This is a genomic window from Streptococcus cuniculi (genome assembly GCF_001921845.1).
GTDB classification, from domain to species: Bacteria; Bacillota; Bacilli; order Lactobacillales; family Streptococcaceae; genus Streptococcus; species Streptococcus cuniculi.
The window spans coordinates 149,908-170,335 of sequence record NZ_MSJM01000003.1 but is presented as its reverse complement, the minus strand read 5'-3'; the positions used below and the strand labels follow the sequence as shown (position 1 = coordinate 170,335).

23 protein-coding genes and 1 riboswitch are annotated in these 20,428 nt (G+C 43.9%); of the genes, 22 read left to right on the top strand and 1 reads right to left on the bottom strand.

The window, feature by feature from the left end:
* The 3 genes from BU202_RS04150 to BU202_RS04140 are packed head-to-tail and all read left to right on the top strand — an operon-like array spanning position 1 to position 3,793.
* A complete protein-coding gene (locus BU202_RS04150; RefSeq protein ID WP_075104544.1) occupies positions 1–1,041 on the top strand; it encodes an ABC transporter substrate-binding protein in 1,041 nt (346 codons plus the stop codon).
* Between the two features lie 12 nt (positions 1,042–1,053).
* Complete coding sequence (locus BU202_RS04145; RefSeq protein WP_075104543.1) at positions 1,054–2,133, top strand: ABC transporter ATP-binding protein; 1,080 nt, start codon at positions 1,054–1,056, stop codon at positions 2,131–2,133.
* 1 nt (position 2,134) lies between these two features.
* Entirely contained in the window at positions 2,135–3,793 is a 1,659-nt protein-coding gene (locus BU202_RS04140) for an ABC transporter permease (RefSeq protein WP_075104542.1), read from the top strand.
* Positions 3,794–4,325: 532 nt separating this feature from the next.
* Here BU202_RS04140 and BU202_RS04135 read toward each other — a convergent pair.
* Entirely contained in the window at positions 4,326–5,813 is a 1,488-nt protein-coding gene (locus tag BU202_RS04135) for a DUF1846 domain-containing protein (protein WP_075104541.1), read from the bottom strand.
* A gap of 270 nt (positions 5,814–6,083) precedes the next feature.
* On the opposite strand from BU202_RS04135, the gene BU202_RS04130 reads away from it, so the two are divergent.
* From BU202_RS04130 to BU202_RS04045, 19 genes are all read left to right on the top strand, one after another.
* Positions 6,084–7,340 carry an MFS transporter gene (locus BU202_RS04130; RefSeq protein WP_075104540.1) on the top strand — a complete coding sequence of 419 codons (1,257 nt, stop codon included), beginning with the start codon at positions 6,084–6,086 and terminating at the stop codon, positions 7,338–7,340.
* Positions 7,341–7,349: 9 nt separating this feature from the next.
* Positions 7,350–7,514 (top strand): hypothetical protein, encoded by a 165-nt coding sequence (locus tag BU202_RS10540; RefSeq protein ID WP_167364740.1) that lies wholly within the window; start codon positions 7,350–7,352, stop codon positions 7,512–7,514.
* 4 nt (positions 7,515–7,518) lie between these two features.
* Positions 7,519–8,385: a winged helix-turn-helix transcriptional regulator gene (locus tag BU202_RS04125; RefSeq protein WP_142354763.1), complete on the top strand. Its 867-nt coding sequence runs from the start codon at positions 7,519–7,521 to the stop codon at positions 8,383–8,385.
* Between the two features lie 236 nt (positions 8,386–8,621).
* Positions 8,622–9,869 (top strand): diaminopimelate decarboxylase, encoded by a 1,248-nt coding sequence (locus BU202_RS04120; protein WP_075104539.1) that lies wholly within the window; start codon positions 8,622–8,624, stop codon positions 9,867–9,869.
* A gap of 117 nt (positions 9,870–9,986) precedes the next feature.
* Positions 9,987–10,568, top strand: a complete 582-nt coding sequence (locus tag BU202_RS04115; protein ID WP_075104538.1) for a hypothetical protein — start codon at positions 9,987–9,989, stop codon at positions 10,566–10,568.
* 132 nt (positions 10,569–10,700) lie between these two features.
* Positions 10,701–10,937 carry a YneF family protein gene (locus BU202_RS04110; RefSeq protein WP_075104537.1) on the top strand — a complete coding sequence of 79 codons (237 nt, stop codon included), beginning with the start codon at positions 10,701–10,703 and terminating at the stop codon, positions 10,935–10,937.
* 119 nt (positions 10,938–11,056) lie between these two features.
* A complete protein-coding gene (gene racE, locus BU202_RS04105; protein ID WP_075104536.1) occupies positions 11,057–11,851 on the top strand; it encodes a glutamate racemase in 795 nt (264 codons plus the stop codon).
* Positions 11,848–12,228 (top strand): hypothetical protein, encoded by a 381-nt coding sequence (locus tag BU202_RS04100; protein WP_075104535.1) that lies wholly within the window; start codon positions 11,848–11,850, stop codon positions 12,226–12,228. The genes racE and BU202_RS04100 overlap by 4 nt, the downstream gene beginning before the upstream one ends.
* Before the next feature lie 33 nt (positions 12,229–12,261).
* Entirely contained in the window at positions 12,262–13,251 is a 990-nt protein-coding gene (locus BU202_RS04095) for a nucleoside-triphosphate diphosphatase (protein WP_075104534.1), read from the top strand.
* On the top strand, positions 13,221–13,751 hold the full coding sequence (locus BU202_RS04090) for a metallophosphoesterase (RefSeq protein ID WP_075104533.1): 531 nt from the start codon (positions 13,221–13,223) through the stop codon (positions 13,749–13,751). The genes BU202_RS04095 and BU202_RS04090 overlap by 31 nt, the downstream gene beginning before the upstream one ends.
* A complete protein-coding gene (gene cbpB, locus BU202_RS04085) occupies positions 13,748–14,194 on the top strand; it encodes a cyclic-di-AMP-binding protein CbpB (protein ID WP_075104532.1) in 447 nt (148 codons plus the stop codon). The genes BU202_RS04090 and cbpB overlap by 4 nt, the downstream gene beginning before the upstream one ends.
* Positions 14,195–14,203: 9 nt before the next feature.
* Positions 14,204–14,938: a site-specific tyrosine recombinase XerD gene (gene xerD / locus BU202_RS04080; protein ID WP_075104531.1), complete on the top strand. Its 735-nt coding sequence runs from the start codon at positions 14,204–14,206 to the stop codon at positions 14,936–14,938.
* Complete coding sequence (locus tag BU202_RS04075) at positions 14,928–15,647, top strand: segregation/condensation protein A (RefSeq protein ID WP_075104530.1); 720 nt, start codon at positions 14,928–14,930, stop codon at positions 15,645–15,647. The genes xerD and BU202_RS04075 overlap by 11 nt, the downstream gene beginning before the upstream one ends.
* Positions 15,631–16,206 (top strand): SMC-Scp complex subunit ScpB, encoded by a 576-nt coding sequence (scpB, locus tag BU202_RS04070; protein ID WP_075104529.1) that lies wholly within the window; start codon positions 15,631–15,633, stop codon positions 16,204–16,206. Before BU202_RS04075 ends, scpB begins: the two co-directional genes overlap by 17 nt.
* Positions 16,193–16,924 carry a pseudouridine synthase gene (locus tag BU202_RS04065; protein ID WP_075104528.1) on the top strand — a complete coding sequence of 244 codons (732 nt, stop codon included), beginning with the start codon at positions 16,193–16,195 and terminating at the stop codon, positions 16,922–16,924. The genes scpB and BU202_RS04065 overlap by 14 nt, the downstream gene beginning before the upstream one ends.
* Positions 16,921–17,163, top strand: coding sequence for a membrane protein insertion efficiency factor YidD (gene yidD / locus BU202_RS10665; RefSeq protein WP_425274621.1), 243 nt, complete (start codon positions 16,921–16,923; stop codon positions 17,161–17,163). Before BU202_RS04065 ends, yidD begins: the two co-directional genes overlap by 4 nt.
* Before the next feature lie 912 nt (positions 17,164–18,075).
* A complete protein-coding gene (locus tag BU202_RS04055) occupies positions 18,076–18,618 on the top strand; it encodes a tRNA (cytidine(34)-2'-O)-methyltransferase (RefSeq protein ID WP_075104527.1) in 543 nt (180 codons plus the stop codon).
* 341 nt (positions 18,619–18,959) lie between these two features.
* Positions 18,960–19,072, top strand: a riboswitch (FMN riboswitch).
* Between the two features lie 114 nt (positions 19,073–19,186).
* Entirely contained in the window at positions 19,187–19,744 is a 558-nt protein-coding gene (locus BU202_RS04050; protein ID WP_075104526.1) for an ECF transporter S component, read from the top strand.
* Positions 19,745–19,767: 23 nt separating this feature from the next.
* Positions 19,768–20,418 (top strand): phosphatase PAP2 family protein, encoded by a 651-nt coding sequence (locus BU202_RS04045; RefSeq protein ID WP_075104525.1) that lies wholly within the window; start codon positions 19,768–19,770, stop codon positions 20,416–20,418.
* Positions 20,419–20,428: the final 10 nt, after the last annotated feature.

Genomic DNA, 20,428 nt, shown 5'->3' with positions numbered 1-20,428 from the left:
ATGACAAAGAAATGGATGAAATATATAGCAGGTAGCCTTGCGGCAGTAGGCGTCTTCGCTCTGGCAGGTTGCTCCAACAATAGTGCTTCAGAAGAAGGTGGAAGCGATACGCTTGTCGTCTATTCTCCTAATTCAGAAGGTCTCATCAATGCGACCATTCCAGCTTTTGAAGAAAAGTATGGTGTCAAAGTCGAGTTGATTCAAGCAGGAACAGGCGAGCTGTTTAAAAAGTTAGAATCCGAAAAAGAAGCGCCCGTAGCGGACATTATTTTTGGTGGTTCTTACACGCAATATGCGACACACGGCGAGTTGTTTGAAGAGTATACTGCTAAGGAAAATGACCAAGTGATTGAGGAATACCGTAATACGACAGGCTACTCTACGCCTTACACCCTTGATGGAAGTGTCTTGATTGTCAATCCAGATTTGACCAAGGGAATGAAGATTGAGGGCTATAGTGACTTATTGAAACCTGAATTGAAAGGGAAGATTGCAACTGCTGACCCAGCCAATTCATCGAGTGCCTTTGCTCAATTGACCAATATGCTAGTAGCAGAAGGTGGCTATAGCAATGACAAGGCATGGACTTATGTGAAGGATCTGTTTACCCTTATTGATGGTAAAATCGGTTCTAGCTCATCAGGTGTTTACAAAGCAGTAGCAGATGGAGAGATGGCTGTCGGTCTATCCTATGAAGACCCAGCGGTGAAATTGCTCAACGATGGTGCCAATATCCAAGTGGTGTATCCAAAAGAAGGAACCGTCTTCTTGCCAGCAAGTGCAGCCATTATCAAAAATGCTAAAAATATGGACAATGCTAAAAAATTTATCGACTTCCTTGTGTCGCAAGAAGTGCAAGATACCTTGGGAACAACTACCACCAACCGTCCTGTGCGGAGAGATGCTAAAACAAGTGAAAATATGAAGCCGATTAAAGACATCAATACCGTAACAGAAGACTACGATTATGTCATCAAGAATAAGGCAGATATTGTCAAACGCTATAACGAAATCTTTACAGATATTCAGTCTGGAAAATAATGGAGGAAAATGATGAGTGAAATTAGGATTATCGATGCTAAGAAAGTTTACCATGACGTACCCGTTATCGAACATCTGAATGTGACGATTCCCAAAGGTAGTTTGTTTACCCTCTTAGGTCCGTCAGGTTGTGGCAAGACCACGCTCCTACGGATGATTGCTGGTTTTAACAGTATTGAGGGGGGAGAGTTCTATTTTGGTGATGTGAAAATCAACAATATGGAGCCAAGCAAGCGCAATATTGGGATGGTCTTTCAAAATTATGCGATTTTCCCCCATCTGTCTGTTCGGGACAATGTGGCCTTCGGTCTGAAACAAAAAAAGGTTTCAAAAGAAGAATTGGAACGGGAAACGCAGAAATATTTGGAATTAATGCAGATTAATCAGTATGCTGACAGAAAACCAGATAAATTGAGTGGTGGTCAGCAGCAACGGGTCGCCTTGGCGAGGGCCTTAGCTGTTAATCCTAGTGTTTTGCTCATGGATGAACCCTTGAGTAATTTGGATGCCAAGTTGCGCCTAGATATGCGCCAAGCCATCCGTGAGATTCAGCATGAGGTAGGGATTACAACGGTGTATGTGACCCATGACCAAGAAGAAGCCATGGCGATTTCGGATCAAATTGCGGTCATGAAAGATGGAAAAATCCAGCAAATCGGTCGTCCCAAAGAACTCTATCACCGCCCTGCCAATGAATTTGTAGCGAGCTTTATCGGTCGGACCAACCTCATTGATGCCCAATTGGAAGATCGAGACGGCAAGGCCTATCTAGTCTTTGGCGGTAGCTATACCTTGCGTGTTCCAGCCTTGGATGGTGTGGCAGCACAGGCTGTCCGCGTCAGCATTCGTCCTGAGGAATTCTTGCGAGATGAGGCAGGCGATATTCGTGGGCAGATTACAGATAGCGTTTATCTTGGTTTGAATACGGAATACTTTATTCAGACGGAGTTTGCAGAGAAGATTCAAGTCAGCGAAGAATCAACGTTTGAAGAAGATTTAGTCAAAGGGGATAGCGTCACCTTGAGAATCAATGTGCAAAAACTCAATGTCTTTACGGCAGATGGTTCTCGTAATTTGATGAAGGGAGACTAGTATGGAACGCAAAAAAGTGACCATTTGGACCAGTTCATCCTTTCTCATTTTCATTACCTATCTCATCTTTCTGGTCTACCCAATTGTAACGATTTTAAAGCAGGCTGTGATTGCAGATGGGAAATTTTCCTTCAGTCATTTTGCAACCTTCTTTGAAAAATCCTACTATTTTGATACCTTGGTCAATAGTTTTAAAGTGTCCTTGACCGCAACGCTTACGTCTTTGATTGTGGGGACAGTCTTGGCCTATCTATTTTCCATGTATGAGTTCAAGGGTAAGAAACTGTTGCAGATTTTGGTGATTATTGCTTCCATGTCTGCTCCCTTTGTCGGTGCCTATTCTTGGATTTTGCTACTGGGAAGAAATGGGGTCATTACCAAATTCTTGAGTGCGGCCTTTCATTTGCCAGCGATTGACATCTATGGCTTTAAGGGAATTGTGTTGGTCTTTACCTTACAGCTCTTTCCATTGGTCTTTCTCTATGTGGCAGGAACCATGAAGAGTATTGATAATTCGGTCTTAGAAGCGGCTGAAAGCATGGGAGCGGTTGGTTTGCAACGGATGTTTAAAGTGGTTTTGCCCCTCCTTGTACCGACCTTGCTCGCAGCAGCCCTCTTGGTCTTTATGAGAGCTTTCTCTGACTTTGGAACGCCGATGTTGATTGGTGAGGGCTATCGAACCTTCCCAGTCCTTATCTATACGGAATTTATCAGTGAGGTTGGTGGAAATGCAGCCTTTGCCTCTGCTTTAGCGATTATGGCGATTGCGATTGCTTTGAGTATCTTTTTGGTTCAAAAATACATTGCCAACCGCTTTAGCTTTAGTATGAACTCGCTCCATCCGATTCAACCGAAAAAGACAACGCTAGGAAAAACGATTGCCATTTATACAACAGTTTATGGGGTGATTTTCTTAGCTATCTTGCCACAATTGTACTTGATTTACACTTCATTTTTAAAAACCTCTGGTATGGTCTTTGTCAAAGGCTACTCGCTCAACAGCTACAAGACAGCCTTTGATCGGATGGGGTCAGCGATTTTCAATACGATTCGGATTCCTTTGATTGCCTTGGTCTTGGTGGTTATCTTTGCGACCTTTATTTCCTACTTGGCAGTTCGGAAACGCAATATTTTTACGAATCTGATTGATAGTTTGAGTATGGTACCGTATATTGTGCCGGGAACGGTGATGGGGATTGCCTTTATCTCTTCTTTTAATACAGGCTTGTTTGGTAGTGGTATTTTGATGATTACAGGAACGGCGTTCATCTTGATTGTTTCCCTTTCTGTTCGTCGCTTGCCTTATACCATTCGTTCGTCTGTCGCTAGTCTGCAACAGATTGCACCAAGCATTGAAGAAGCAGCAGAGAGTTTGGGCAGTAGTCGCTTGAATACCTTTGTGAAGATTACAACGCCGATGATGGTATCAGGGATTATCTCGGGAGCCATTTTGTCTTGGGTGACCATGATTTCTGAATTGTCCACGTCTATCTTGCTCTACAATGTGCGGACACGGACGATGACGGTAGCGATTTATACAGAAGTTCTGCGTGGCAACTACGGCGTTGCAGCAGCGCTGTCAACCATTCTCACGATTATCACCGTGGCCTCCCTGTTAACCTTTATGAAAATCTCAAAAAATAATAGCATTACACTATAAAAAGGAGCTGGATTTCCAGCTCCTTTTAGAACGTAGATAAAGCTAAGATCTATAGTCAAATGAATGAACTTTCATACAAGGAACTGAGAGATGCGGACAGTAGTTGAGTACGGCAAGTCGAAAGTGGCGATGTATCCAAGTTCATTCAAAAGACTATATTTAAATAAGTAAAAAGCTCTGTTAACTTACCATTCGATTTGCCGATTTTCGCGAGCGAAGCGTGCCTCATCAGATACTTTTCGCTGTGGTAAAAGGAGCGTCATTACTAGTAGTGACGCTCCTCGGAAATTTTGAGACCCTGGGCTCAAAATTTATAGTGGATTGAGAAAGGAATAGGACAAGGCAAGGAGCCGCAGATAGAACTGGCGTTCATCAAAGTGACTTAACGATGTCCTATCCTTTATTCAATTCACTATAGGTATGGAATTCCGCAGGAAGTCGCTACAGTCCGCACCACTTAAGAAAAGTATCACACAGGAACTTTTTCTTCAATCTAAAAGGAGCTGGATTTCCAGCTCCTTTTTATAGTGTCTTACGACTTATGATAAAACTTGTTGTGTTGGTAATTGGGATCGAAAGTGACGTTGATGCCGAGTTTGCGTAGGACGTTGCGGTCTTCTTCTGGCAGGGTCACGGTTGAATGGCATTCGCTGCCTTTCAAGTTGCCCAATTGCTTCATGGCAAGGTCTGCTTCTGGCTTGTTCATAGCAGTAATGGCAAGGGCAATTAATAGCTCGCTTGAGTGGAGCCGTGGATTGCGGTTACCGAGGTGATTGATTTTGAGGTTCTGAATCGGTTTGACATATTCAGGCTCAATCAAGTGGGTTTTCTTGTCAATCTTGGCTAGGTTTTTAATGGCATTGATGATGACCGCAGCAGATGGACCAAAGAGGTCAGAGGTTTTCCCTGTGACAATCTCGCCATTTGGCAGTTCAATGGCAAGCGCTGGTTGGCCGGTTGCTTCTGCTTTTTCACGCGCAGCAATGGTCACCTTGCGGTCACTTGCTGAAACGCCTACTTCATTCATCAAGAGTTCAATCTTTTTCACTGCTGATTCTGGGACACGCTCGGCCTTGAAATCAACCAAGGTTTGATAGTAGCGGCGAATGATTTCTTCTTTTGATGCGGCAATGGCTGCCTCTTCATCGACAATCGAGTAGCCCACCATGTTAACCCCCATGTCTGTCGGTGACGCATAAGGAGACTTGTTCAAGATGCGCTCAAAGGTTCGGTTGAGAACAGGGAAGACTTCGATGTCACGGTTGTAGTTGACCGCAGTTTTGCCATAGGTTTGCAAGTGGAATGGGTCAATCATATTGAGGTCATCTAGGTCAGCAGTTGCTGCTTCATAGGCAAGGTTGACAGGGTGATGAAGCGGTAGATTCCAGACAGGGAAGGTTTCAAATTTAGCATATCCTGCCTTAATCCCGTGCAATTGGTCATGATAGAGCTGGGAGATACAGGTTGCGAGCTTCCCAGAACCAGGACCAGGTGCTGTCACGACAATCAGATTGCGACTGGTTTCGATATAGTCATTTTTCCCCACGCCTTCAGGCGAAATGATATGGTCAATATCAGATGGATAGCCCTTGATAGGATAATGCAGATAGGACTTGATGCCATTTTTTTCCAACTGATGACGGAAAGCGTCAGCGGCTGGCTGATTGGTGTACTGGGTAATGACGACAGAGCCGACATAGATGCCCAAGTCATTGAAGGTATCGATTAGGCGCAATACTTCCTGGTCGTAGGAAATGCCTAAATCGCCCCTCGCCTTGGAATGTTCGATGTTGCTAGCGTTAATGGCAATCACAATCTCGACCTGCTCCTTTAATTCCTGAAGGAGCTTGATTTTATTGTCAGGCTCGTAACCAGGGAGAACACGGGCTGCGTGGAAATCTTCTAGCATTTTCCCGCCGAATTCCATATACAATTTTCCATCAAATTGCTGGATGCGTTCTAAAATGTGGTCACGCTGTAATTGTAAGTATTTCGTTGAATCAAAAGCAATTTTTTTCACATTTTTCACCTCTTTTAAGATTATAATAAAAAGTTTTCAAAAAGAAAACGATTTACCGTTATTTTGGTAAAAATATATATTTAAATAAATATTTAATTTTTGTTAAATAAAACGTTGACTTTTACAAAAACTATCTACAAAGTCATGTCTATGATGCAGGTAACTAAGAATTTCTGACCACTTACTGGAGGATGCTTACCACTTGCTGAAATAGCCTTGTTTTTGGGGAATTTAGGACTATAATAAAGCTATAAAAAAAGGAGAATATGTATGAAAAAGATGTTGAAAAACCGACTATTTATGCTGTCATTTGTAGCTGATATGGTGTCTAATTTTGGGGATGTCCTCTACTATTTGGCCATGATGAACTATGTTTTGCTCCTGCCAGATACCAAATTAGCTCTTTCCATGATTACCCTGTCTGAAACCCTGCCGATTTTGGCTGGTCTCTTCATTGGGATGTGGGCCGATCAGACGAAAAATAAGCTGGATACGATTGTGGGAACCTTGGTTGTTCGGGTCTTGTTCTACGGGATTGTTGGTCTTGTCATGGGCTTTTCACCGGCCTTGTGGATTGTAGCCGTGGTCTGTATCATCAATCTCCTATCTGATATTGCTGGGCAATACGAATCCTATCTCTTTATGCCAGTAAGTCTGCGGGTGATTCCAAATGAAGATCGTGAAGCGGCTTCAGCCTTTCGTCAAGGGATTGGGGCTATCTTACGCATCGTCTTTCAGTCTAGTGGTGCGGTCTTAATCGGAGTGATGACCTATCAGCAGTTAGCCTTTTTCAATGCAGGGACGTTCTTGGTCAGTCTCTTGATTACCTTGAGTATCCGCCCTGCTTTGAAGAAATTACTAGCTGACAATCCCTTGAAGCAAGAGGTCAAGAAGGAGGGGTCTAGAAATCTCCTTTCAAATATGAAACAGAATTTCCTTGCTTCTTATCAAGCCGTCCAAGGAATCCCTGTATTGAAGGCGGTGATTCTGGTACTAACTGCTTTGAACGCTCTCTTTGTCGCTTTGACCCCTTTGATGATTTTATCCATAAAAGAAATGCCAAATTTTGTCATCTTCAACGGGGCAACGACCATTGCGGCTGTTTCCATTACCTATCTCGTCGGATCGATTTTAGGGAGTTTGCTGACGACCAGTTTATTTAAAGAGATGACGATTACCAGACTGACAAAATGGGTGATCTATGTTCCCGTACTTCTCTTTGTGAGCTTTTACTTCCGTTTTGTCTATGGTGTTTTCGCCTGCATGTTTGTGACAGCAATCCTTGCAGGTGTGATGAACCCCAAAATCAATGCCCTTATCTATCGTGCCTTGCCAGAAAATCAACTGGCAACGATTGCTGCAGGGATTACGACCTTCGTTCAGCTAGGCATGGTGGTGATGCAAGGGGTGATGTCTGTCTTGATTGTGCTTTGTGCTGCTAGAAGTATTGCGATGATTTTTTTCTTGCTTTCTCTTGCCCTTTTGGTCTATACTATAAGAAATGTAGCATCTATAGTAGAAGAATAGGATTATCGTATGGAATTACTGTATAGCAAACATCGTAGTGAAATTGTGGAATTGTTAATGGCTCCTTTCTATGTTCAAAAGGACCAAATAGGAGGATCAGAGGAGCGAAGCCAGAAGGAAAAAGAGATTTTAAAAGAGGCGCTCTTAGTACAGCAGCAACTGCAATCAGTTTGAGGCCATGAATGAGCGTTTGTCCGCGTACTTGTTTGAAGCCAATTTTAGTTTTCTCCATTATCTGTATTTTGAATTGTTAGAAGTAGGACAAGATCCCCAAACGTTAGAAGAGGCTTGCCAGCTGCTAGCTGGGCTTTCGCAAGAGACGGTGGAGCGGGCCATCCGTCTTGCCTTAATCGCAATCAATCGAGGGGAGAATAATCAAGAGGCGGATTTGTTAGAGCTACTGGAGCAGACGGACCTAAAGGCGGAGGACAAGTGGAAGTGGTTTCAGGCTATTCGTAAGCCGTTAGAGACAGTCCGTGAGCAAGTGGATTTGGTGGCAGAAGTAGCGTCCTTGTACCGCCCCTATTACGAGCAGTTTCAAGAGCAGAGAGAGGCATTTGCGGCTACTTTTTCCTACGAGGAGATTTATGGCGAAGACGGTTTGTATAAAACAAGCGGTGTCGAAGATTTGGGATATAACCGTCTTCAGTTTGTCGTCTTGAGTCCGTGGCTGGTTCATTTTTCCTATATGTACAATCCTCACTATCACACCTGCCCGATTATCTTGTGTGCATCGGTGGATATTGACAAACTCCTCTTGGCCGATCGGTTGATGGATGAGGATGTGCTGACGACGACCTTAAAGGTGATGAGTGATGAGACGCGCTACAAGGTCATGGTTGCTTTGACCAAGCCACATGCCAAGAGTAAGGACATTGCAGAGCAGTTGAGCATTACAGGAGCAGCGGTGTCCTTTCACACCCAAAAACTCATCAATGCTAAGCTCTTGCTCTTTAATACCGAAGACAAGACAGTCAAGTTTGATGCCAATAAGAGTTTGCTGCGGGAAATGATTGAGAAGCTAACAGAAGATTTTGATTTGTAAGATAGTTGAAGGGTTGAACCATACGGTTTAAGCCCTTTTTAAGTATAGTGAATTGAATAAGGGTTAGGACATCGTTCAGTCGCTTTGATGAAGGCCAGTTCTATCTGCAGCTCCTTGCCTTGTCCTATTCCTTTCTCAATCCACTATAATAGGTAAGTTCAATTCAATAGGCAAGTTCCTTGTTTACTCCCCCTGAAAGTATGGTATAATAGTAAAAAATTTGACGAGGTAGAGCGATGACAAAAGAACCATTTATCAGTAAAGAAGCACTAGAAGTGATTACAGCAGCCTTTCCCACTCCTTTTCATCTGTATGATGAGAAAGGGATTCGTGAAAAAGCGCGTGCCTTGTATCAGGCCTTTTCATGGAACAAGGGTTTCAAGGAGTATTTTGCGGTCAAGGCCACTCCGACCCCTGCTATCTTGAAGATTTTACAAGAAGAAGGCTGTGGGGTCGATTGTGCGACCGATGTCGAGGTCATGATGAGTGAAAAGCTAGGTTTTAAAGACATCATGTTTACGTCAAATGACACCCAAGGATCAGAATTTGTCTACGCTAGAGAAGTGGGGGCGATTATTAACCTAGATGCTTATGAACATATCGCGTTCTTGAAAGAAGTGGCGGGGATTCCAGAGGCGGTATGCCTGCGTTACAATCCTGGCGGGGTCTTTTCACTGGGGACAGACATCATGGATCATCCAGAAGAGTCAAAATTCGGCATGACCAAGGAGCAATTGCTACAAGGCTACAGAGAGTTGAAAGAGCTTGGAGTGAAAGAATTTGGTCTCCATGCCTTTTTGGCCTCCAACACCGTGACCAATGACTATTATCCGACCTTGGCTCGACAATTATTTGAACTGGCGCTGGAAATCCGTGAGCAGACAGGTGTGACCCTCGACTTTATCAATCTGTCTGGCGGAATCGGTGTCAACTATCGTCCAGAGCAAGAGGCCAATGATATTGCTGTTATCGGTGAAGGAGTGCGTAAGGCTTACGAAGAAGTCTTGACACCTGCAGGCATGGGCGAGGTGAAGATTTATACGGAATTGGGCCGCTTTATGTTGGCTCCGCATGGCCATTTAGTGACCAAGGTTCTCCACCGCAAGGAGACCTACCGCACCTATATTGGAGTAGATGCTTCGGCAGCCAATCTCATGCGCCCTGCCTTCTACGGGGCTTACCACCATATCACCAATATCAGCCGTCCTGATGCTCCCCTTGAGGTCGTAGATGTAGTGGGTTCTTTATGCGAAAACAATGACAAATTTGCCGTCCAACGGGACTTGCCACAGGCAGAAGTGGGCGATACCTTGGTCATTCATGATGCGGGGGCACACGGTTTTTCCATGGGCTATAACTACAATGGTCGCCTGCGTTCGGCAGAGATTTTGCTCCAAGAAGATGGAAGTGCGCGTATGATTCGTCGGGCAGAAAAGCCAGAGGATTATTTTGCGACTTTGTATGGTTTTGATTTTGAGAAATAATACTCGTCAAAAATCAAAGTCTGACGTCGTTAACTCATCTTGCTGAACTTCAGTTCTAGCTACGATTTCGTTGCCTAGTCAGATTTTGATTTTTATAGAGTATAAAGAGGCTCTAACATGAAAAAGAAGAATTGGTTATGGGTATTCCCCTTGATTGCTCTAATCGGTCGTGGCGTTTACTACTATCAGCGAGAAGCAGCACGAGAAAGAGAAGCAGAGAGAGTGCGGCAAGCGCAAGTTGTTCGACAATTTAACGAAGAACAACAAACAGCACAGCGCAAGCAGGTATCAGAAGGGCTGGCAAAAATCGTCGGTGATACCTATTTGAATGGCTATCAGTTGGAGAAAGACGGGGAGACCTATACGCTGAAAGATTCGTCAGGTACAGTTGTTTTAGATCAGATTGAAGAGTATGAAAATACCCAGAGTTCTTTATTTGTATTTGTAAAAGAGGACGGTATCTATGCGGTGAATACGAAAACAAATGCCCAATATGGTCCATACCGCAGTGCCTCAGTCGTCCAGTTGGTAAAAGGTGAGCAATCCTTGTCTGAAAAGGGACTGGCTTATCGAGAAAATGATCGCATTTATGTGTTACGGCAGGATGAGCAAACGGAAGTCAAAGGCACGGAAGGAAACTTTGAGACAGCCACAACTTTCACCTACATGATTGATAGTGGCATGTTGCGGGGTGAGTAGTTCTAAAAACAAATCCGATCTTTTTGTTCTCTTTTAGTCGTGAAGAACTTTTAAGATAAATCTTGGAAATTCCCCGTAAATTTGGTATAATAGGGAGAATTGATTTTGTAATTTAGAAAATAGGAGATAGATATGGATCTAGTTCTTGCAATTGTATTGATCATCGTAGCCTTTGCTGGCGGTGTTGCTTTAGGAATTTACCTGTCACGTAAACAGGTGGAAAACTACATCGCTGATAAGCCTGTTTTAGATGAAAATGCCCTCCGTGCTATGATGAGCCAAATGGGTCAAAAACCAAGCGAAGCCAAAGTACAACAAGTGCTTCGTCAAATCAAGAGTCAGCAAAAAATCGCGACTAAGAAAAAATAATCAAGTGGGGGAAGTGGGACACCAGTCGAAATGTCGGAAACATCGACTGTCCTCACTCTCCCATTTTTTAATTAGTGTGAGCTTCTCTTATGAGGAGTTGCACTCAATAAGGAAACATTATGGATAATCGACCTATTGGATTTTTAGATTCGGGTGTGGGTGGTTTGACCGTTGCGCGTGAATTGATGCGCCAGCTGCCTCACGAAGAAATCGTGTATATTGGGGATTCGGCCAGAGCTCCCTATGGTCCGCGCCCTGCTGAACAAATCCGAGAGTACACTTGGGAATTGGTTCAGTTTTTACAAACAAAAAATGTCAAGATGATTGTCTTTGCCTGTAATACAGCAACGGCAGTTGCTTGGGAAGAAGTCAAGGCCAAGCTAGACATTCCTGTTCTCGGTGTGATTTTGCCGGGAGCATCATCGGCTATCAAGGCTTCAAAGACAGGAAAAATCGGTGTACTAGGCACTGCGATGACCATCCAGTCAGACATCTATCGGGAAAAAATTCAGGCCCTATCTCCCGATACACAGGTGACCAGTCTTGCCTGTCCGAAGTTTGTTCCCTTGGTGGAGTCAAACAATTACCAGTCAAGTCTAGCAAAAAAAGTGGTCTATGAAACGCTTCAAAGCATGAAAGGTAAAGCCGATACGGTCGTGCTAGGCTGTACCCACTATCCCTTGCTCCGTCCCATCATCCAAAATGTCTTGGGGCAGGATGTGACTTTGATTGATAGTGGGGCAGAGTGCGCACGGGACATCTCTGTCTTACTCAATTATTTTGAAATCAACCACAGCAGAACCGCAGAGCAACCGCAACATTTCTTTTATACGACAGCTAGTCCAGCTGCCTTTCGGGAAATTGCGGAAAACTGGCTCGGAAAAGACATACAGGTGGAGCATGTAAGCCTATGACAGAAAAGATTTACGAATACAAGGACGATCAAGATTGGTATGTCGGGAATTGGCAAGGGCATAATCTTATAGCTGGTATGGGTGATTTGCGTATTCATGATGTGTTACCAGGGTTCTCCTCTGTTGTAGACGGAGATGCAGATCCCTTTTCAGAAGAGGCTTGGAATGCTGGAGGATATGATGTGATGGTCATCCGTTATTCTTCAGTCCTTCGATTGGTCAGCTTTATCATCGACATCATCAATGACAATACCGAGCGCAATCTTGAAGTGGTCGAACACCAAGGTGCGGTTTTGGTAGTGGAAAAGGGGTGTCTGCTCTATCTCCATTTACCTAAGGGAGGAATAGAGTTAGAAGAATTTTGGCGCAGACCGTAACAAGTATTTGAGGAAAACTGGAGTGTAGAAACGATGACAGAAAAAATCTATGAATACAAAGATGCCAATGATTGGTATCTTGGGACATGCGGGGAGTTTAACTACCTGACGTGTTTTGGAGATGATGACCACTACGAAGGTGCTCGGAGACGTTTTTATCAGTTGCTAGAACGACTATCTCTTGAGGGCTTGCAGGTTCATGTTGTGAAATATGGATCGGCTTTCTCCTTTTTGAACTTTCTCGTTCAAATCATCAATGAAAAGTTCGGGCGCAAGTTGTCGGTTGTCCAGCACAAGGGGGCGGTCCTCATGATGGATGGGCAGCAGATTGTCGATATTCATCTGCCACAGGATGGTGTAGTAGCAGAGACTTTCTTTGGTCAGGGAGATTTGCCAACAGCGGTTGGGGATACTATTTTAATTGCGACCCAAAATGAAGGAAAGACGGCTGAATTTCGTCAGTTCTTTGAAAAATTGGGCTACAAGGTAGAAAATCTCAATGACTATCCTGACCTGCCAGATGTGGCTGAAACAGGCGTGACTTTTGAAGAAAATGCCCGTCTGAAAGCAGAGACGATTGCCAATTTGACGGGGAAAATGGTGCTGGCAGACGATTCGGGTCTCAAAGTTGACAAACTCGGTGGTATGCCGGGTGTCTGGTCAGCCCGCTTTTCCGGTCCTGACGCGACCGATGCAAGAAACAATGCCAAATTGCTCCACGAGTTGGCTATGGTCTTTGAACCAAAAGATCGTTCAGCTCAATTCCACTGTACCTTGGTTGTCGCAGCACCAAATGTCGATAGTCTCGTTGTTGAAGCGGATTGGGACGGCTATATTGCAACGGTTCCGCAAGGGGAAAATGGATTTGGCTATGACCCGCTCTTCTTGGTAGGAGAAACAGGTCGGACAGCAGCCCAGTTGAGCTTGGAGGAAAAAAATAGCCAGTCTCACCGTGCTCAAGCACTCAAAAAATTATTGGAGGTATTTCCAGCATGGCAAGAACAGAACCTCAAACACTTTTAGTCATGAGTGATTCGCACGGCGACCGTGCCATTGTCCAAGAAGTAAAAGAACGCTATCTAGGAAAGGTCGATGCGATGTTTCATAATGGTGATTCAGAGCTAGATGCCAAGGATTCTCTCTGGGATGGCATTTATGTGGTCAGGGGAAACTGTGATTACGACTCTGCTTATCCTAACCAACTTGTGGTTCAACTGGGAGATGTGACAATTGCACAGACCCACGGGCATCTGTATGGCATCAACTTTAGTTGGATGCGGCTGGATTACTGGGCAGAAGAAGTGGAGGCTGATATCTGTCTCTACGGACACCTGCATGTTCCTGATGCAACAGTGCGGGGTAAGACCCTCTTTGTCAATCCAGGCTCCATTCGTCAACCACGTGGGATGATAAAAGAATGCCTCTATGCGATTCTTACGATTTTTGAGGATCATATCCACATCGAATATTACAACCGCGACCATCAGGTCTACGCGCCACTAACAAAGGATATTCCCAGATGATTACACGTGAATTTGAAACCTTTCTCCTAGCGCAGGAAGAAACCTTTTTGACTCCGGCGAATAAATTGGCGGTGATTATCGATACCCATAATATCGATCATGCCAAGCTCTTACTTAGCCACATGACCTACTCACGCGTCCCTGTAGTTACCGAAGACAATCAATTTGTCGGCACAATCAGTCTGCGGGAAATTGTTAAATATCAATCTGAAAATGAATTGACAGATGACCAGCTGCACATGGATATTTCCCTCATTGTGGAAAAGGATGTCGCAACCGTTGGAGCCTCTTATCACCTAGAAGAAGTCATGCGAAAATTGGTGGATCAAGCATTCTTACCAGTCGTTGGTGAACAAGGAGAATTTCTAGGCATTATCACCCGCAAGTCCATTTTAAAGGCTGTTAATGCCCTACTTCACAACTTCACACTCGGGTCAAAATAGGTGAAGGAAATGATACAGTACATTCAGGATTTTCTTGCGACGAAAAAGCTATCTGAAAACTCAAAAACGGCCTATCTCTATGATTTAGAGCAGTTTAGCAAGCAGTGCGTAAGACCAAATCCGACGACCTTAGCGCTCTATCAAGCCTTTTTACAGGATTTAAAACCAGCTGCTCAAAAGCGCAAGCTGTCTGCTGTCAATCAGTTTTTATTCTATCTTTATGAAAACGGCATTTTGGACCGTTATTACAAGATGAAAGCCCCTCAACAGGTGTTGTCGAAGCCTGTAGGTGCGAGCCTGGAAGATTTGAGCTTTTTATGGGCGGAGACCAAGTATAAAGACGGACAGAAAATCGCACTCTTGATTGCTTATCTAGGGCTTTTACCGAGTGAGTTAGCTGTTATGAAACAAGCAGATATAGACCGAAATTTTCAGGTCTTGGCTATTCAAAAGTCGGATCAGAAGCGGATTATCCCGATTCCAAATCAGTTGCTTCCACTTTTAGAAGTGGAAAAGGGGATGTATCTGTTTGATAAGAATGGAGCGTCTTATTCCCGCCAATGGTTTTTTAATCGCTTGAGCGAATTTTTAGAGGAACAAGGAAAGTCGGAATGGAATGCCCAGAAGTTGCGGGAACAATTTATCTTGGGCCAATTGCAGGCTGGCAAAGAGTTGGCAGACATTGCCAAGTTCTTGGGCTTAAAAACCACCATTAGTCTAGAAAAATACAAACATGGATATTAAACTAAAAGATTTTGAAGGACCGCTTGATTTGCTCCTTCACTTGGTGTCCAAGTACCAAATGGACATCTACGAAGTGCCGATTACCGAAGTCATCGAGCAATACCTTGCCTATATCGCGACCCTACAAGCCATGCGTCTTGAGATTGCTGGCGAATACATGGTTATGGCCAGTCAGCTGATGCTAATTAAGAGCCGTAGGCTCTTGCCCAAGGTCGTGGAGCAGGAGGATGTTACAGACGATCCCGAGCAGGAATTGCTGTCACAATTGGAAGAATATCGTACCTTTAAAGCGATCAGTGAAAAATTAAAGGAACAGCACGAGGAACGCGCCCATTATTTTTCCAAACCCAAGTTGGAATTGGTCTATGATGATGTGACCTTGGCGCAAGACAAGTCGGTGATTGATATTTTCCTCGCCTTTTCAAAAGTCATGGCTGAAAAGCAGGAAGAATTGCGGATGAGCCATACGACCATTGCGCGCGATGAATACAAAATCGAAGATATGATGGAGCAGGTTCGCAGGCAGTTTCAAAGAGGAAAACGCTTGGTCTTGCGGGAATTGTTTGTCCAAAGTCGGGATATGAATGAAGTGATTACCATTTTTTTGGCAACGCTTGAAATGGTCAAAAGTAAGGAAATCACTATGGAACAGACCGAAAATTTTGGAGAGATTTACTTGATAAGGAGTGAAGATGAGCCGATTAGCTGATATTGAAGTGCTCTTATTCGTAGCAGGAGAAGAGGGCTTGACGGTACGCAATATGGCTGAAATGCTGGATTTACAGCCGTCAGCTATTATACAACAGCTCGAAAAATTAACTGAAAAATACCAGGCAGATGATCAGTCAGGGCTTGCTATTTTGGAATCGTCTAGTCGCTACAAACTGGTCACGAAAAAAGAGTATGCAGACCTCCTGCGCACCTATGCCAAAACACCGATTAACCAATCCATGTCACGTGCTCTGTTGGAGACCCTGTCTATTATCGCCTACAAACAGCCGATTACAAGGATTGAGGTCGATAGCATTCGCGGGGTCAACTCAAGCGGTGCCATCAGCAAATTGCAGGCCTTTGACCTGATTCGGGAAAATGGCAAAAAAGAAGTGCTGGGACGGCCGAATTTATATGTTACGACGGATTATTTCCTTGATTACATGGGCATCAACCACTTGGAGGAATTGCCTGATGTGTCAGACCTTGATTTGGTCGATGAAGAAACCGAATTGTTCGTAGAAAGAAAAGAGATAGAAGAAGATGAGAATCAATAAATACATCGCTCACGCTGGCGTGGCTAGCCGTCGAAAGGCCGAAGAGCTGATTAAGCAGGGCTTGGTTACAGTCAATGGGCAGGTCGTGCGTGAGCTTGGAACGACCATTAAGTCTGGAGACAAGGTCGAAGTGGAGGGACAACCGATTTATAATGAAGAAAAGGTCTACTACCTCCTCAATAAACCTCGTGGGGTGATTTCAAGCGTATCAGATGACAAGGGTAGAAAGACAGTCATTGACCTTTTGCCCCATGTCAATGAACGGATTTACCCTGTCGGGCGTCTGGACTGGGATACTTCGGGTGTCTTGATTTTGACCAATGATGGGGATTTCACCGATGAAATGATTCACCCGCGTAATGAGATTGATAAGGTCTACGTGGCGCGTGTCAAAGGAATTGCCAATAAAGAAGTCTTGCGCCCCTTGACCCGTGGTGTGGTCATTGACGGAAAGAAAACCAAGCCAGCCGTGTACAATATCTTGAAAGTAGACACCGTGAAAAACCGCTCGGTCGTTGAATTGACCATTCATGAGGGACGCAATCATCAGGTCAAAAAGATGTTTGAAGCTGTTGGTTTGCAGGTGGACAAGCTATCTCGGACCCGCTTTGGCAATCTCGACTTGACGGGGCTTCGTCCGGGAGAATCCCGCAAATTGAACAAGAAAGATGTCAGCAAGCTCCATACTCTTGCTGTCACGAAGAAACAGAAAAAATGACGGCTATCTTGATAGGACTGGTACGCTTCTACCAGCGCTTTATCTCGCCCCTTTTCCCGCCTAGTTGCCGCTACCAACCGACCTGCTCAAGCTACATGATTGAGGCGCTACAAAAGCATGGACTAAAAGGCTTTCTCATGGGAATGGCGCGCATCCTGCGCTGTCACCCCTTTGTGCCAGGAGGCAAAGACCCAGTACCAGAACATTTCAGCCTCAAGCGCCAGCAGGCAGATGAATAGGTGCTGTTTCAACTGATTCCAAAACAATCAGAGAGGCGATTGAGAAGTTTGATAAGTTTTAGAGCTGTGCTGATTCACCTGATTCCAAAACTTCTTCTCGCGACCCCCATTTTCTAATAGGGTTTTAGAGCCGTGCTGTTTCGACTGGTTCCAAAACAAGAGATTGATTACTGGGTCAATGTCGCAAGTTTTAGAGCCGTGCTGTTTCGACTGGTTCCAAAACATCATCTTTTTACTCCAATCTATGTTATAAGTTTTAGAGCCGTGCTGTTTCGACTGGTTCCAAAACTGCTGTAAGACACACCGTCACGCTTTTCTTGTTTTAGAGCCGTGCTGTTTCGACTGGTTCCAAAACTTAGTTGCTTTTCTGCTATGTAGTTGTTCAGTTTTAGAGCTGTGCTGTTTCAACTGATTCCAAAACTTTTGCATTATCAAAGATAGATAACCCTAAGTTTTAGAGCTGTGCTGTTTCAACTGATTCCAAAACTGCAATACTTTCTGCTTGAATATTCAAAGCGTTTTAGAGCTGTGCTGTTTCAACTGATTCCAAAACTCAAAGAATCGGACGTGTGGACGTTATCTGGTTTTAGAGTTGTGCTGTTTCGACTGCTTCCAAAACAATGTTTCAGGCTTCAAGGATTTCCAGATTGTTTTAGAGCTGTACAGTTTTACCTGCTTCCAATCATCATGAGAAAAAATTGAAAAAAATCAGGAATTTTCAACCATATTGCTTGACGCTTCTAACTGCTTGCGTTATAATAGTAACAAGATTTTCATTGATTTAAATCAAACCTGTTGTGATTTAAGTGAATGAAATCATCATTCACCATGCTGTTTGCTGAGCTTGACTCCGGGCAGTGTGGCTATTTTTTTGCATTGAATGTATGACCTGAAAGAGTATGAGGAAAGCTGATGAATATTGAAGAACTATCCTACCAAGAAGTAGAATCTCGCAACCATGTGGTCTTGTTTGAGCCACAGATTCCGCAGAACACGGGCAATATCGCTCGGACCTGTGCAGCAACCAACAGTCCGCTTCATATTATCAAGCCCATGGGCTTTCCCATTGATGATCGCAAGATGAAACGGGCAGGTCTGGATTATTGGGATAAGCTGGATGTGCGCTTCTATGATAGTTTGGAAGAGTTTATGGAGCAGGTAGGCGATGGGAAGGTTCATCTCATTTCCAAGTTTGCGGAAAAGACTTATTCGGATGAGGCGTATGATGATGGTTGTCACCATTATTTTATCTTCGGGCGTGAAGACAAGGGACTGCCAGAAGATTTTATGCGACGTTATCCCGAAAAAGCGCTACGAATTCCAATGAATGACGAGCATGTCCGCAGTCTCAATGTCTCGAATACCGTCTGCATGATTGTCTATGAGGCTTTGCGCCAGCAAGCATTTGCAGGCTTGGAATTAGTCCATCAATATGAAGCGGATAAGTTGAAATAAGAAGAGCGTAAGCGGACGCTTATAGCAGAGACTTGCATCAGCAAGTCTTTTTTGGTATCATGGTAGGTAGTTAGTGGAAATATTCACTAACTGTTACTGAACAAAAATCAAGAGAAATATTGCTTTCGTTTTGAAAACTTCTTAGCAGTCCTTTCTTTGGGTACAGCAATTGCTTACTTGACTGTATCCCCTAAGTTTGGAGGAATAGCGAACGAAGTGAGCTTAAAACCGATAGTTTAGCCGTAGTGAAATGCTTAGTAACAACGAAGGAGGTTGCTTATGGCCGCACTACCTAAGAAACTATCAAAAAGAGTAAATAGATTTTGATAGTTGTTTCAGTATAAAGTCTTCGGGGCAGGGTGCAATTCCCTACCGGCGGTGATAGTCCGCGAGCGCAAGCTGATGTGGTGCAATTCCACAACCGACAGTATAGTCTGGATGGGAGAAGACGGAGAAAGATTGATTTGCAGCTGAAAGTAGGGGTGTACACCAAGTATTTTCCCATGTGGAGGTGTGCGATGACATCAATTTCCCACTTCTCTAATTTGTTAAAAATTGGAGGAAGAAGATGACAAATACACGTAAAATGGCTTGGATTGCCATTCTCTCAGCAGTTTCTTTTCTGCTCATGTACCTCAAATTTCCCTTGATTCCAGCAGCGAGTTTCTTGGAAATTGATTTTTCGATTGTTCCTATTTTAATAGGAATGTTGCTGTTAGACCTAGGTTCGGCCTTTAGCATTCTCTTGATACGGACCGTACTCAAGTTTGTATTAAATAACAATGGTCCGTCAACAGTGATTGGTCTGCCGATGAACATTGCAGCTCTCGCAGTCTTCATGCTTGCCTTGTATGTGATGTGGAGCAAGAAGCAGACGCTTAAAACCTATTTTATTGCATCTTTTGTGGGGACAATTGGTATGACCTTGGTGATGCTGGCCTTAAACTATGTTTATGCTATCCCAGTCTATGCAGCTTTTGCGAACTTTGATATTAGACAGATTCTAGGGGTAAACAACTATTTATTTGGCATGGTCTTACCCTTTAATCTCTTGCAAGGTGTGATATTTTCACTTATATTCTACCTTGTGTATCGTGCAGGTCGACCGATTTTAAGGAAATTATAAAAAAATCAGATTATACTGCTTGTATGAAAAACAGACAACTTTACTTTCGAAATGCTTCGTTTGCAGCCCTCTTCTTTGTTATTTTAGGATATGTGGTGAAATTTTATCCTCAGCAATTGGTGGGCTTTGATAGCAGCATTCAAACAGCTCTGCGTGGGGATTTTCCTGCGTTTGCGACCTTGTTTTGGACCAATATTACCTTACTTGGTAATGCGACAGTCCTCTTACCTATCTGTTTGGCAGTAGCCTTTTATTGCTACCAGAAGCGGTGGAAGATAGAGAGTTACTTTATTCTAGCTAGTTTTGCGGTGATGGGAGTCCTATCAACAGCCCTGAAATATGTCTACCAACGCCCGAGACCTAGCATTGAATGGCTAGTGGATACACCTGGCTACTCGTTTCCAAGCTGGCATGCTGCCTCTACCTTGATGGTGGCAGGTGTCATGGTCATTTTGGTTCAACAACATCTTAAAACCACTATCACAAAACGGATTGTGCAGGCAGGCTTGATTATCCTTGCCATGCTGGTTGGAATTTCACGAGTTTACGTTGGGGTCCATTATCCAACAGATATTATCGGTGGTTGGTTACTAGCAACCACTCTGTTACACATTCTCTTTCCATTCTATGACCGCTTGCGGTTTCAGTGGAGATTTCAAGGAAAACAAAAATAAAAGGAGTCTG